This window comes from Rhizobium sp. NLR22b, from assembly GCF_019685295.1.
In the GTDB taxonomy this organism is placed as follows: Bacteria; Pseudomonadota; Alphaproteobacteria; order Rhizobiales; family Rhizobiaceae; genus Rhizobium.
The window spans coordinates 71,730-83,469 of the sequence record NZ_JABDWM010000007.1; the positions used below are offsets into that span (position 1 = coordinate 71,730).

Below are 11,740 nucleotides of genomic sequence, written 5' to 3' on the forward strand. Positions count from 1 at the left end.
CATCTCCTCCGGGCGCCTGATGTCTCCGTGCCCGCACTCTTTTTTGGTAAAGGAGAGCGCCCCGTGCGCCTTGATCCGCTTCGGCTTCTTGCGCGCCGGATCTTCTCCTGACGCGAAAGTAGCAGGGGGCGTTACGAACACCGAAGCCTTCTTTGATCTAATTAGATCAAAGTCCTTCCTTAGTGATGGTGATGAAGCGGATCGGGGTCCGGTCCGGCTCGATATCGGTCAAGCCAATACGGCGCAGGATGTGGTCGAGCGCCCGCCGCGCTTGGGCTTCCGGCGCCTGATCCAGCACGACATCCATGATGCCGTCCTTCAGGGCCGCGCGGGTATAGTCCGTCAATTCATGTCCGACGAAGAACACGTTGCCGCCGCTCGGATGGCGGCGCAGCACTTCGATCAGGGCGGAATTGGCGCCGCCGGCATTGTAGAGGCCGGCAAGGCCGGGATACATCTCCAGAGCCGACCACAAGAGATCGGCGCTGGCGCGCTCTTCATCGCCGCCGAAGCCCAGCCATTCGAAATTGGAGGCGCCGGGATGGTCGCGAAAATAATCCGAAAAGCCGCGAATCCGGTCGCGGTGCACCTGATAGATGGGATGGCAGATCGCAACGACAGGGCCGGTTCGAAGGGCCATTCGGCTGATATAGAGCGCAGCCGTCCGGCCCGCGGCAGTATTGTCGATGCCGACGAACTCGCCGACGCGCTCGGAAGCGCGGGTGACGACGTGGACTACCGGCAGGCCTTGCGAATTTACCTTTTCCACCGCGGCGCTGATCAAGGGGCTGCTCGGCACGGCAAGGATCAAGCCGGCACGTGAAAGGTCGGTGGAGAGGATGCGCCGCGCAATCGCCTCCGGATTCATCTCGTCGGTGAAACTGCGGTGCACAACCACCAACGGATCAAGGGTCGCAGCAATCCTTTCGAAGGCGTGGGAAAGGCGACGATAGAAGCTCGTTTCCGGGCGAACCATCAGCACTTCTATCCTGAGCAGGCCGCGATGGGTGTCGGGAAGCTTGCGCGGATAGTCCAGGTGCCGCGCGGCGGATATGACCTTCTCGACCAGTTCCGGCCGAACGCCCCCGCGTCCGTTCAGGACCCGCTCGACCGTGGCCGTTCCAACGCCCGCGTGGCGGGCAATATCCCGATAATTCGGCTTGATCACTTTCCAGATCCTTCGGATGCCAATGCAGTGCGGCCGATCCTATGGGCGATTTGTCCTTCTTCATACACCCAGGCCCCGAAACGCACAGGCACGCTTTTGCGTGGCACGCTATCCGAGCGCCGGCAGCGCTGGCCGATGGCGGAAGGCTTGTGTCGCGGGTGCAGCCGATCTATGCTTTCTCTCATTCAGCATGAGATTGCAGGCAGTCATCACCGTTAAACCGGACGCGGGGAGCTTTGTCCGCCGGCCGGATCGAAGGAGCTGAGCAATGAAAATTCTCATGGTTCTCACATCACATGATCAGCTGGGAAATACCGGCAAGAAAACGGGCTTCTGGCTTGAGGAGCTCGCGGCCCCTTACTTCGTCTTCCGTGACGCCGGGGCGGAGGTCGTGCTCGCGTCGCCGAAAGGGGGCCAGCCTCCGCTCGATCCGAAGAGCAATGAGCCGGCGTTTCAGACGGACGACACGAGGCGATTTGAAAAGGACCCGACCGCGACGGCTGCGCTTGCCAACACGTTGAGGCTGTCCGACATCGATCAGGCCGATTATGACACTGTGTTCTTCCCCGGGGGCCATGGCCCGCTTTGGGACCTGACGAACGACCGCAATGCGCACACGCTGATCGAGGAGATGCTTGCGGCGGGAAAGCCGCTGGCGCTCGTCTGTCACGCACCGGGAATCCTGACCAATGTAACGGCGCCGGACGGCGGGCCGATCGCGAAGGGGCGCACGGTGACCGGCTTTACCAATTCCGAGGAGGCCGCCGTGCACCTCGTCGAGGTCGTGCCCTATCTGCTCGAAGACGTGCTGAGGGAGCAGGGGGCGAAGTTTTCGGCGACTGAGGACTGGGCCGTGCATGTCGTCCAGGACGGGCTGCTGATCACCGGACAGAACCCGGCCTCGTCGAAGCAGGCCGCACGGCTGCTGCTCAATGCGCTGGGCGAGCAGGCTGCAGCCTGAAACGCGGGAGGCGGGGGCGCGCCCGCCCATCTGCAACATCGGATGAAAGGGCCTGGTATGAGCAGGAAATATACGGGGAAATGTGCCTGCGGCGCGATACAGTTCGGCTTCGATACAGATCCGACCTTCGTTGCAGACTGCCATTGCCTGGATTGCAAGAAAGCCTCAGGCGGCGAGGCCGCCACTTTCTTTGCCGTGCCGCAGGACGATTTCGCCCTGACCGTCGGCAGTCCGAAAGCGTTTCATTACGTCGCCGATTCCGGCAGGGGCCTCGACCGTAACTTCTGCCCCGAATGCGGCGCGCGGTTGTTCAGCAGCAATCTCGAAAGTTTTCCCGGCCTCGTCTTCGTCACCCTTGGCAGCCTAGATCGGCCCGAACTGATACAGCCCGGCGTCGAGATGTTCACCAAACGCCGGCTGGCTTGGGCAACGCCCCTCCACCTTCCGCAGTTCGAAGGCATGCCGAGCTGATGGCCGCGCGACCGGGCATGATTTTTTGAAGAAAAGATCGAACCCGTGTCGGATGGGCGATGGTTTATCCGTCCTTAGCTCGTTCATTCCGTCCACCCAAAGGATCACGACCATGCCAAGCACCATACGCCTGCACCGCGTTTTCGCCACCAGCCCGGAGAAGGTCTATCGCGCCTTCGTCGAGGCCGATGCGCTCGCCAAATGGCTTCCGCCGAACGGGTTCCTCTGCACCGTGCATCACCTGGAACCGGCGGTCGGCGGCACCTTCAGAATGTCGTTCCGCAATTTCACGACCGGCAATAGCCACGCCTTTGGCGGTGAATTTCTTGAACTCGTCCCGGGCGAACGCGTTCGTTATACGGACAAGTTCGACGACCCGAACCTGCCGGGCGAGATGGAGGTCACCGTAACGCTTAAGAAAGTCTCGGTCGGCACCGAAGTGGACATCACCCAGGCCGGCGTGCCCGACGTCATCCCGCCCGAAGCCTGCTATCTCGGCTGGCAGGAGTCGTTACGCAATCTTGCCCGGGTCATCGAGCCTGACATCAACGAATAATGCAATTGCTGCTCGAGACTTGAAGAGCCGCGCCGCCGCTTGCCGCCTCTCCGCCCGTCATTCCGCAAATATTCTATGGAGCGGGGGCGGAAGGTGGAAGTTGCAGAGACTGTGGGGGTGGTCGGCCGCAATCGGCCGAAGTTGCTAACCGTAATCCGCGCTTTGCTTGATTGAGCCGATCGTCTCGCGTGCGGGAAGCAGCGAAGACAGCCAGAGGGAATAGGTCAGGGATATACCCGTCGACCACAGGACCATCGGCAGGGTCACCACCTCGGAGATCAGTTTGGCCAGTTCCGGCGGATCGATCTCCCAGGAGAACAACGCCACCCGCGGCTCCGGCTGACGGGTCTCCAGGCTTGCTTTCTGCATGTCTTCGAGCACGGACGCAGTGGCGGCTTGTTCGCCTGCTAACGGGTTCTGAACTGAAACGATGGCGGTCTTACCATTATTTTTGGCTTTGCCGGACATTTGGAGCTCCTTGTTTGGCTTCCTTGTAGAAAGCCGATCCGGAGCGAGAAGTTTCATGACATGTCGATGAAATGATCGGCTCTAATGTGAGCTTTCGGGAGGTTGTCCATTCGAAGTGGATCGAGGAGACTGGAGCTACCAGACCTCGAGTCGGAAGGATCGCCGCGAATGAACATTCATAAGAATGCCCGACTGACGCCATTGCGCCGGGAAGAAATGGCGCTTGCTGTTATCGAGGGGCATCTGAGCCAGGCTCAGGCAGCACAGGCTTATGGTGTCTCGGCCAAGATCGTCGTCCGCTGGGTCGAGCGTTTCAAGGCCGGTGGTCGAGAGGCGATGCTCGATCGTTCCTCCCGACCTCATACCATGCCCCGGCAGACCGGTCAGGCGCTGGCGGAGCGCATCATTACGCTTCGCCAGCGCCTGACCGGCAAGCACATCGCGATCGAAACCGGTGTATCTGCAGCGACGGTGAGCCGGGTTCTCAAGCGCGCAGGCCTCTCCCGCCTCAAGGATATCGAGCCGGCCGAGCCTGTGCGTCGTTACGAACGTCAGGCTCCCGGCGAGATGATTCATATCGACATCAAGAAGCTTGGCCGGTTTCATGAGGTCGGCCACCGCATCACCGGCGATCGCACTCGGCAGAGTTCGCGCAGGGGCAAGGGTTGGGGCGCCGGTTGGGAATGCGTTCATGTGGCCATCGACGATGCCTCTCGCATCGCTTTCTCGCAGATATTGCCGGACGAGACGAAAGAGCGCGCCGTGGCTTTCCTGAAGGCGGCATTGGCCTATTATGCCAGCCTCGGCATCGCGGTCGAGCGCGTCATGACCGACAATGGTCCCTGCTACACATCAAAGCCATTCGCCCAAGCCTGTTGCGACAACGGCCTCAGGCACGTCCGCACCAGACCATACACGCCTAAAACCAACGGAAAGGCCGAACGCTTCATCCAGACCGCCCTCAGAGAGTGGGCCTACGCCGTCGCCTATCCCAACTCGGACATGCGCGCCGCCGAACTGCCGAGATGGCTCCATCGCTACAATTGGCACAGGCCTCACGGAAGCCTAAATTCAAAACCACCAATCAGCAGACTCGCTCTTACTCAGGACAACCTGTTGAGGCTCCACACCTAAAGCCTGATCCCGCGCTTCGCCAGCGCTTGGCGCGCCGCCGTCGCTCCCCAGTCCTCGTCGGGGTTGCGGCCTTCGATCTCAGCTTCGGCGACCGGCGTCGCGCGGATCAGCGGCACGGAGCCGAAGGGCAAGCCGTCGATGCGGCTGGTGTCGCAGCTCAGGATGATGCGGGTCAGCGGCGCGTAATCCTCCGTCAGCCGGCAGAAGAGGATGGCGCCGTGCTTTTCGACGTCCCGGGCAACGCGGTGGCCGTCGGCGACGAGATCGCCGAGACTGATCAGGAGATTTGCCCAGTTTGCCGTTCCGGTTCAATTCAGCGTCGCAGGATCGAATTCCATGAAGAGCTCGCATTCGACACCATTCTCAGGCTCGGAAATGCCCGCCCAGGGAGTGGAGAGGCCGTCGGTAGCGAGGATGAGCTTTTCCGGCGCATCGACGGCGAGGACGCGGCGGTGCGGACCGAACCATTTCGTCTGGTTATGGACGTTGGCCGTTTCGCGTTCGGCAGCGAAGCCCTCCCGCATGCCGCCGCGGGTCTGCCAGAAGACGCGCCGCGCGGTTGCGGCCGCCTCATAGGCCGGGTCGCCGCGCCCACTGCAAACGCGAAGGAAAGGCGCCCCGTCTCAATTGCTCCCATCGTTCGGCCTTGCCTTGGCGCTGTCGTTGGTGGTGTCCGACGCTGTTTTTCCGTCTGGTTGCTGGCCGAAATAGGTGCCGCCGAGGTGGCCGCCGGCGCTGGTGTTCTTGACTTGCTGTTCGGCGCGTTTCTGAAGTTCACGAACGTTGGTCTTGCTCATGTTCGGCTCCTTTTTCGAGGTTCACGACCTTTCACCAACCGATGGGGGCCGACACAGTTCCATATTTTCCGGGAACCCTTCGTCCGGCCGCTGGTTCCTCAGACATGAGATTCCTTGCCGTCATCATTGGCGCCTGCCGCCCACCTTCTCTCGCTCCCAAACAAGATCGGGATGGGGAAGGCGGATTATTATGTCGCTCAGCGGGCCTGTGCCGGATGGTGGATCGTCGGCCTCATGCTGCCGCTCGCTTTTCTCGCGAATATCGGCAATGCCGCGGCCCTCAGAGCCGATGGACCGGCCATGACGCTGTCGATCTCTGCCGCCGTGCTGATCGTGGTCAACATCGTCATCTTTATGATCTTCACCCGACCGGCCAATGCGGCGACGAAGAACTGGACGGTGCTGCCGGAACACCTCGCGATCTTTCCGGTTTTCCCTACTCAACCAAGGAGAAACGACGATGGGCATGACGACCCCCAAGGACGGCGCCCCCGGCACGACCGACCAGTCCCCCCGCTGGGAAGGGCCGAAGGGCAATAGACCGCGCGGCTATCTCAAAGCCAAGGACGATCCGGACAAAAATCGCGACGCCAATGGCGAAAACAATCGCGATCCGGAAATGAACGACATTTCCGACGCGATGAAGCAGAAAGGCGAATGACATGGCCAATCCCGAAAAAGACGCAGCCGGCCAGTTCGCCAAATCCCGGGCCGACCGCAAAGCCAGCGGTGTGGTGAGCGCCAAGCCGACCGTAATCACCGGCTCCGAGGACGCCACGGTGAATAAGCGCCCGCCCGGCAAGAAGAAGCCCGAGAAGGACTGGGACATCAATTACGATCCCACCGACATGAACGAGGGGCGGATGCGCTGAGATGGTGGTGCGCCCGCCTCGTCCTTCGAAACCCTGCGGGGCGTCTCAGGATGAGGCTCTCTTGGGCGGCGCACTCTCTCACCTGACGTGCATCCCCCAGCGCCTCCTACCGACGCGGCGTTCCCAATGCTCGTTATCCTGAGGTGCGTAGGCCGAAGGCCGGAGCCTCGAAGTACGCGCTCCAACATCGTTTCTTGCATCCATTCTCTGTCAGCGCACCCGGGTCACCTCAGGATGGCTCTCGTGGGCAGTTGGCGCGGTATCTCCCCCTCAGGTTGAAGCTACCTGCCGAAATAGGCCGGGTGGTCGATATCCGCAAGCAGGCCAGGCTCCCTCGGCTGCCAGCCGAGGAGGGCGCGGGTGTGAGCGCTGGAGGTCGGCACGTCGAAGCCGGCGAACATTGCGAACCAGCCGAAATGCTCCGCCGCCTCTTCCCGTGATAGCGAGACGGCCGGCACGCCGAGGTGGCGGCCGATGAGTTCGGCAATCTCCCGGAATGGTATGCCCTCTTCTGCTACTGCCAGAAAGGGGCCCCCCACGGCGCCGCGTTCCAGCGCCAGGCGGTAGACCCGGGCGGCATCGCGCCGGTGGACGGCTGGCCAGCGGTTGCCCCCATCGCCTATGTAGGCGGAGACGCCCGTCTGCCGGGCCGTCTCTATGAGAATCGGCACGAAGCCGTGATCGCCGTGACCATGTACCGACGGCGGCAGCCGGACGGTGGAGGCGCGCACGCCCCGGGCGACAAGCGATACTGCGGTGATTTCGGAGGCGCGGGGATAGGTCTGCGTCGTCGGCATCGGCGGGTCCTTCTCGGTGCCGATGCGGCCCGGCGCATGTCCGAGGCCGGCGGTGACGAGCAGCGGGCGCTCCGAGCCGCTGAGGGCTTCGCCGAGCGCCTCGATGGCGCGCCGGTCGACGGCGCAGTTTTCAGCGAATTTGGAGAAATCGTGGTTGAAGCCGGTGTGGATGACACCGTCGGCCTCGGCTGCGCCGCGTCTGAGGCCTTCCAGATCCTCCAGCATGCCGCGCTGAACGTCGGCGCCGGCGGCTGCCAGTTCCGCCGCCCCCTTGTCCGAACGGGCAAGTCCAAGCACGTGGTGGCCGGCGCCGATCAATTCGCTGACGACGGCCGAGCCGACCCAGCCGGTCGCTCCAGTGACGAATACACGCATGTCGATATCTCCCGATGTGACGGGACAGATATCGAGTAGGCTGCTATCATGGTAAAGTAGTGATATTATCATGGTATAAGAGCTAACTGGATGAACGAATTCATCAGCTCCGAAAATCGGCTGGGCGCTTACCTCAAAGATCGCCGCGCCAGGCTCGATCCCGCCGCCCTCGGCTTTGCCGGCGAGCGCCGCCGCACGCCCGGCCTGCGCCGCGAGGAGGTGGCGAGCCGCGCCAATATCAGTCCGACCTGGTACACTTGGTTGGAGCAGGGCCGCGGCGGCGCGCCGTCCGCCGACGTGCTTGACCGGATCTCACGGGCGCTGATGCTAACCGATGTCGAGCGCGAGCACCTCTTCCTGATCGGCCTCGGCCGCCCGCCAGAAGTGCGCTACCGCAGGCAAGAGGGTGTCACGCCGCGGCTGCAGGGCGTGCTCGACGCGCTCGACCCGTGCCCAGCGCTGATCCGCACCGCGATCTGGGATGTCGTCGCCTGGAACCGCGCGGCGACCGTGCTGCTTACCGATTATGGCGCGCTGGCGCCGGAAGAGCGCAACGTGCTGCGCTTCATCTTCCTCGATCCGCGGGTGCGCGCGGCCCAATATGACTGGGAAAGTGTCGCCCGCTTCGTCGTCGCCGCTTTTCGGGTGGATGCGGCGCGCGCCGGTGCTGCCGCCGAGGTGGAGCCGCTCGTCGACGAGCTCTGTCGCAAGAGCCCGGAATTCCGGGCCATGTGGCGCGACCACGATGTACGCACCCACGGCGAGGGCGCCAAACACATCAAGCACCCAGTGCTCGGGCTGCTCTCCTTCGAATATTCGGCGTTTCAGGTGGATGGCCGGCCGGATCTCAGCATGGTGGTGTACAATCCGGCGACGGCGCAGGATGTTGCGAAGATCAGGGCATTGGTCGGGTGAGGCAGCCGGCGCTGGCGGCAGATCCCTTCAGTTGACTACCTTCACGCTCAGCACACTTTCTTCGGTCTTCTTCTCTTCATGTGGGGAGCGGATGACGAGCCGGTCGCTACCGGTGTAGCCCTTTTTAGCGGTATAATACCCGACGATGCCGTTGACCTTGACCGTCTGGCACTTTGAGGTTTTTCCCTCGAGCTTGGGGAAGAGGGGTTCGTGGACGATTTCAAGGCGCCCGTGTTTGGGTTTTTCGACAACATCCATGGCGGGATAGTCAATATGGCGGCAGTCGTCGTCGATATGCCAGTTCTTGGCCACCAGGGTTCTGACGCCGCTACGCACTGGGAAAGATAGGGACTGCTGTCGGAAGCCCTCCGAGCTTGTCGTGCAGTTCGAAAGGAGACCCGTCATCAGGGATAATGCGGCGAATATAAATAGGTTTTTCAAATTTTCTCCGTCGATCTCTGCGGAGGCTCTGATGAGCTTCGATGCGGCATTCCCGACCACCCTCATGCTGAGGCGCGCAGCCTGAAGGGCGGAGCCTCGAAGCATGCGCCGCCGCATTATTCTTGCGTTTGGGGAGTGATGTTTATCCGGCCGATGTCTGACAATCCGGCCGGTATATCTGTCACCGCTTACTGCAGCGTGCGCGTCTGAATGGGCTCGGCCGGCGCATGAGAAGGGGACGCGGACAGAGAGTTTCCTTCCAGGCCAGTCGCCACCACCGAGACGCGGAATTTGCCGTCGAGGCTGCGGTCGAAAATCGCGCCGACGACGATATCGGCATCGTCCTGCACTTCGTCGCGAATGCGGCTTGCCGCTTCATCCACCTCGAACAGGGTCATATCCGAGCCGCCGGAGATCGAGATCAGCACGCCCTTGGCGCCCTTCATCGAGATATCGTCCAGAAGCGGGTTGGCGATTGCCGCTTCCGCCGCCTTCATTGCCCGGCTTTCGCCGGCGGCTTCGCCGGTGCCCATCATCGCACGGCCCATGCCCTGCATGACCGACTTCACGTCGGCGAAATCGAGGTTGATCAGACCTTCCTTGACGATGAGATCGGTGATGCAGCCGACGCCGGCAAAGAGCACGCGGTCGGCCGTCATGAAGGCATCGGCGAAGGTAGTTTTCGCATCGGCGATGCGGAAGAGGTTTTGATTGGGAATGACGATCACGGTATCGGCCGCCTGACGAAGCGCCTCGATGCCAGCTTCCGCCGTCCGCATGCGGCGATTGCCCTCGAAGGTAAACGGCTTGGTGACGACACCAACGGTCAGGATGCCGGCCGCACGTGCGGCGCGCGCGATGACCGGGGCTGCGCCAGTGCCCGTTCCTCCGCCCATGCCGGCGGTGACGAAACACATGTGCGATCCTGCCAGGTGATCCATGATCTCGTCGAGCGACTCTTCTGCCGCCGCATGTCCGATTTCCGGCAGGGAACCGGCGCCGAGGCCCTCCGTCACATTCGCGCCGAGCTGAATGCGGCGCGATGCCTTGGATGTGGCGAGAACCTGGGCATCGGTGTTTGCGGCGACGAATTCGACGCCCGCCAGCTTTTCCGCGATCATATTGTTGATCGCATTGCCACCGCCGCCGCCGACGCCAACCACGGTGATTTGCGGCCGCAGCCCGGTAATGCCGCTCTTGGCGTCCGTCATCGTCTTCTCCTTTGGTATCTCGTTTCCGCACGCCCTCGTCGCGGACAGCGAATCGGCGTTGAGCATAGTCGCCCAACAAGGCAGAGGCGAGGCGAAAGAAGCCGTGTCGACTTGAGCGACACGAAGTTCTCGGCAGCTCTGCATCGGCAAATCCGAAGCGGCGGGCAAGCGCATGACGCTTCCTCTCGCAGCCGGGCGTGTTCGCAGGTGAAACGTCCCGGCCGCGCTGCTGATTTCGATTACAAGCGCCAACGGGGCGTGAACTAAAGCCGCGCCGCGGTGTTTACAGGCATGCGTCTTCTCTGAAAGGAACATACCATGCAAAGACTCTTACTATCCGGTCTTGCCCTTGCAGCGTCGGCCGCCGCCGCGTTTGCCCAACAACCGCCCGCCCCACCACCCGCCAGCGAGCCACCCGCAGCGAACGAGCCCGCATCGCCACCCCCGCCTGCGCCTGATGATGAGAGGGTGATGCGTCGCGGGCCGGATGAGCAGTCCCGAGACCGCCCCGACTACCGGTGGCATGGTTCGAGAGGCGACATGGGCTTCCGTGGTTACCACGGTCATCGCCTGCCGCCGCCGTCCAAGGCAGCCCGTTTTCAGATCGAGGATGGAAATACACGGATCGACCTGAAATGCGCCGAGGACGAACCGACGAAGGTATGCGCCGATCTCTTGCTCCAGGTTATGGATCGCCTGCAGGGTCAGGATTGACTTCACACAGCCGCGCTTGTCACGCAAGGCTCGCGCCAGCTTCGATTGGCAGAAGGCAATCATTGATTCCTCCCAGGACTTAATGCCGACCGATTTTCAGCATGAGCAACCCCGTCAATGATTGGCGGGGTTTTTTGCTGGCAGGCAGGCGATGTCTGCGATCATCGCGACGCCAGCCTAACTTCGCTCAAGACCTGCACGGGCGGAAATCGCACACAGTCCGCGGCATCGAAGGGCACCGACAATTGCACCCGGTTCCGATTTGCCCAGTTGATCGCTGGCTGCGATTTTGCCTTCGGGATTTTGGTGGCGATCGTGCAATGCGGCACCCAGTTGCCGGGCCGATAGTGCTCGCGACAGTGGAATGGATCGACCTCCTAGTGAAGGGCCGCATGTAGCCGGATGAGCAGTTCGTCGTCGTTCGGCCGCGCCCATAAGACGAGGAATTCGTTTTCGAAGTAACTAATCTCTGAAAAACTTAACGTAACGGCAGGGTGGATGCGGAAAACACGCTCGGCTGCCTCGGCCATTCGGTCGACTGCAATCTCCTGATAAACGGCGAGGGTGATATGAGGCGGATAGTTCAAAGCCCGCATCGAAGCCGTCTCTTCGAATGCCGCGGCCTCATCCCCTGCGTCACCTCGCGCGGTTACGCGCAGGACGATCTCCTCGACGGCGTCGTCATCGTCGGCGCCAGCGCCATGCATGCGGAGATCAAGCAAGGGGCGGCGACGCTGTCGTTTTGACCAGCTGGGCGAGCGCGAGAACAGGCGCCTCTATTCTTGCGCTCGGCAATATACTTGTGAGATTGTACGGTTATACGTGCGATACTGCGTGGTCAGGGCGGCGCGGAGGCTTCG

The 11,740-nt window shown here is 62.1% G+C and carries 16 protein-coding genes and 2 pseudogenes; 9 read left to right on the forward strand and 9 right to left on the reverse strand.

Going from position 1 to position 11,740, the window contains the following annotated elements; genetic code table 11:
• Positions 1-166: 166 nt before the first annotated feature.
• The gene (locus HJC00_RS13155) at positions 167-1,168 is read right to left on the reverse strand and encodes a LacI family DNA-binding transcriptional regulator (protein ID WP_210630865.1); all 1,002 of its coding nucleotides are present in this window, start codon (positions 1,166-1,168) and stop codon (positions 167-169) included.
• Positions 1,169-1,436: 268 nt separating this feature from the next.
• Between HJC00_RS13155 and HJC00_RS13160 the strand changes: the two genes are divergently transcribed.
• The 3 genes from HJC00_RS13160 to HJC00_RS13170 all read left to right on the forward strand — a co-directional run bounded on the left by HJC00_RS13160 (position 1,437) and on the right by HJC00_RS13170 (position 3,156).
• Positions 1,437-2,129: a type 1 glutamine amidotransferase domain-containing protein gene (locus HJC00_RS13160; protein ID WP_210630866.1), complete on the forward strand. Its 693-nt coding sequence runs from the start codon at positions 1,437-1,439 to the stop codon at positions 2,127-2,129.
• 57 nt (positions 2,130-2,186) lie between these two features.
• Positions 2,187-2,600, forward strand: a complete 414-nt coding sequence (locus tag HJC00_RS13165; protein WP_210630867.1) for a GFA family protein — start codon at positions 2,187-2,189, stop codon at positions 2,598-2,600.
• Positions 2,601-2,712: 112 nt separating this feature from the next.
• The gene (locus HJC00_RS13170) at positions 2,713-3,156 is read left to right on the forward strand and encodes an SRPBCC family protein (protein WP_210630868.1); all 444 of its coding nucleotides are present in this window, start codon (positions 2,713-2,715) and stop codon (positions 3,154-3,156) included.
• Positions 3,157-3,300: 144 nt separating this feature from the next.
• Here HJC00_RS13170 and HJC00_RS13175 read toward each other — a convergent pair whose 3' ends face one another.
• Positions 3,301-3,624 carry a hypothetical protein gene (locus HJC00_RS13175; protein WP_210631601.1) on the reverse strand — a complete coding sequence of 108 codons (324 nt, stop codon included), beginning with the start codon at positions 3,622-3,624 and terminating at the stop codon, positions 3,301-3,303.
• Between the two features lie 168 nt (positions 3,625-3,792).
• On the opposite strand from HJC00_RS13175, the gene HJC00_RS13180 reads away from it, so the two are divergent.
• A complete protein-coding gene (locus tag HJC00_RS13180) occupies positions 3,793-4,758 on the forward strand; it encodes an IS481 family transposase (RefSeq protein ID WP_221164155.1) in 966 nt (321 codons plus the stop codon).
• Here the strand turns inward: HJC00_RS13180 and HJC00_RS13185 are convergent.
• The 3 genes and pseudogenes from HJC00_RS13185 to HJC00_RS13195 form a co-directional block, all read right to left on the reverse strand.
• A pseudogene (locus HJC00_RS13185) lies at positions 4,755-5,351 on the reverse strand (hypothetical protein); the annotation flags it as partial. The gene HJC00_RS13180 and the pseudogene HJC00_RS13185 sit on opposite strands and share 4 nt — an antisense overlap.
• A 30-nt stretch (positions 5,352-5,381) precedes the next feature.
• Positions 5,382-5,555, reverse strand: coding sequence for a hypothetical protein (locus HJC00_RS13190; RefSeq protein ID WP_097593426.1), 174 nt, complete (start codon positions 5,553-5,555; stop codon positions 5,382-5,384).
• 123 nt (positions 5,556-5,678) lie between these two features.
• Positions 5,679-6,023, reverse strand: coding sequence for a hypothetical protein (locus HJC00_RS13195; protein ID WP_221145387.1), 345 nt, complete (start codon positions 6,021-6,023; stop codon positions 5,679-5,681).
• On the opposite strand from HJC00_RS13195, the gene HJC00_RS13200 reads away from it, so the two are divergent.
• Both HJC00_RS13200 and HJC00_RS13205 read left to right on the forward strand, forming a co-directional pair.
• Positions 6,016-6,216: a hypothetical protein gene (locus HJC00_RS13200; protein ID WP_064803441.1), complete on the forward strand. Its 201-nt coding sequence runs from the start codon at positions 6,016-6,018 to the stop codon at positions 6,214-6,216. The two genes, HJC00_RS13195 and HJC00_RS13200, sit on opposite strands and share 8 nt — an antisense overlap.
• Position 6,217: 1 nt before the next feature.
• The gene (locus HJC00_RS13205; RefSeq protein WP_210630871.1) at positions 6,218-6,427 is read left to right on the forward strand and encodes a hypothetical protein; all 210 of its coding nucleotides are present in this window, start codon (positions 6,218-6,220) and stop codon (positions 6,425-6,427) included.
• A 281-nt stretch (positions 6,428-6,708) separates the two neighbouring features.
• Here HJC00_RS13205 and HJC00_RS13210 read toward each other — a convergent pair whose 3' ends face one another.
• Positions 6,709-7,599 (reverse strand): SDR family oxidoreductase, encoded by an 891-nt coding sequence (locus tag HJC00_RS13210; RefSeq protein ID WP_221122686.1) that lies wholly within the window; start codon positions 7,597-7,599, stop codon positions 6,709-6,711.
• Positions 7,600-7,689: 90 nt separating this feature from the next.
• Between HJC00_RS13210 and HJC00_RS13215 the strand changes: the two genes are divergently transcribed.
• Complete coding sequence (locus tag HJC00_RS13215; RefSeq protein WP_210630873.1) at positions 7,690-8,514, forward strand: helix-turn-helix transcriptional regulator; 825 nt, start codon at positions 7,690-7,692, stop codon at positions 8,512-8,514.
• Between the two features lie 27 nt (positions 8,515-8,541).
• Here HJC00_RS13215 and HJC00_RS13220 read toward each other — a convergent pair whose 3' ends face one another.
• Together HJC00_RS13220 and ftsZ are read right to left on the reverse strand one after the other, a co-directional pair.
• Positions 8,542-8,955, reverse strand: a complete 414-nt coding sequence (locus HJC00_RS13220; protein ID WP_259668814.1) for a hypothetical protein — start codon at positions 8,953-8,955, stop codon at positions 8,542-8,544.
• A gap of 188 nt (positions 8,956-9,143) precedes the next feature.
• Positions 9,144-10,166 carry a cell division protein FtsZ gene (gene ftsZ, locus HJC00_RS13225; protein ID WP_210630874.1) on the reverse strand — a complete coding sequence of 341 codons (1,023 nt, stop codon included), beginning with the start codon at positions 10,164-10,166 and terminating at the stop codon, positions 9,144-9,146.
• A 318-nt stretch (positions 10,167-10,484) separates the two neighbouring features.
• On the opposite strand from ftsZ, the gene HJC00_RS32500 reads away from it, so the two are divergent.
• Positions 10,485-10,880: a hypothetical protein gene (locus HJC00_RS32500; RefSeq protein WP_247241721.1), complete on the forward strand. Its 396-nt coding sequence runs from the start codon at positions 10,485-10,487 to the stop codon at positions 10,878-10,880.
• A 377-nt stretch (positions 10,881-11,257) separates the two neighbouring features.
• Here HJC00_RS32500 and HJC00_RS32505 read toward each other — a convergent pair whose 3' ends face one another.
• The gene (locus HJC00_RS32505) at positions 11,258-11,476 is read right to left on the reverse strand and encodes a 2'-5' RNA ligase family protein (protein ID WP_259672248.1); all 219 of its coding nucleotides are present in this window, start codon (positions 11,474-11,476) and stop codon (positions 11,258-11,260) included.
• 33 nt (positions 11,477-11,509) lie between these two features.
• Here HJC00_RS32505 and HJC00_RS13240 point away from each other — a divergent pair.
• Positions 11,510-11,626, forward strand: a pseudogene (locus HJC00_RS13240) (peroxiredoxin); the annotation flags it as partial.
• Between the last annotated feature and the right edge of the window lie 114 nt (positions 11,627-11,740).

What these genes read in the sequence shown, in the direction of transcription:
- HJC00_RS13200 (WP_064803441.1), top strand. Translation starts at nt 6,016, where the DNA reads ATGGGCATGACGACCCCCAAGGACGGCGCCCCCGGCACGACCGACCAG.
- HJC00_RS13195 (WP_221145387.1), bottom strand. Translation starts at nt 6,023, where the DNA reads ATGCCCATCGTCGTTTCTCCTTGGTTGAGTAGGGAAAACCGGAAAGAT.
- HJC00_RS13170 (WP_210630868.1), top strand. Translation starts at nt 2,713, where the DNA reads ATGCCAAGCACCATACGCCTGCACCGCGTTTTCGCCACCAGCCCGGAG.
- HJC00_RS13210 (WP_221122686.1), bottom strand. Translation starts at nt 7,599, where the DNA reads ATGCGTGTATTCGTCACTGGAGCGACCGGCTGGGTCGGCTCGGCCGTC.
- HJC00_RS13175 (WP_210631601.1), bottom strand. Translation starts at nt 3,624, where the DNA reads ATGTCCGGCAAAGCCAAAAATAATGGTAAGACCGCCATCGTTTCAGTT.
- HJC00_RS13160 (WP_210630866.1), top strand. Translation starts at nt 1,437, where the DNA reads ATGAAAATTCTCATGGTTCTCACATCACATGATCAGCTGGGAAATACC.
- HJC00_RS32505 (WP_259672248.1), bottom strand. Translation starts at nt 11,476, where the DNA reads ATGCGGGCTTTGAACTATCCGCCTCATATCACCCTCGCCGTTTATCAG.
- HJC00_RS13180 (WP_221164155.1), top strand. Translation starts at nt 3,793, where the DNA reads ATGAACATTCATAAGAATGCCCGACTGACGCCATTGCGCCGGGAAGAA.
- HJC00_RS13190 (WP_097593426.1), bottom strand. Translation starts at nt 5,555, where the DNA reads ATGAGCAAGACCAACGTTCGTGAACTTCAGAAACGCGCCGAACAGCAA.
- HJC00_RS32500 (WP_247241721.1), top strand. Translation starts at nt 10,485, where the DNA reads ATGCAAAGACTCTTACTATCCGGTCTTGCCCTTGCAGCGTCGGCCGCC.
- HJC00_RS13165 (WP_210630867.1), top strand. Translation starts at nt 2,187, where the DNA reads ATGAGCAGGAAATATACGGGGAAATGTGCCTGCGGCGCGATACAGTTC.
- HJC00_RS13215 (WP_210630873.1), top strand. Translation starts at nt 7,690, where the DNA reads ATGAACGAATTCATCAGCTCCGAAAATCGGCTGGGCGCTTACCTCAAA.
- HJC00_RS13205 (WP_210630871.1), top strand. Translation starts at nt 6,218, where the DNA reads ATGGCCAATCCCGAAAAAGACGCAGCCGGCCAGTTCGCCAAATCCCGG.
- ftsZ (WP_210630874.1), bottom strand. Translation starts at nt 10,166, where the DNA reads ATGACGGACGCCAAGAGCGGCATTACCGGGCTGCGGCCGCAAATCACC.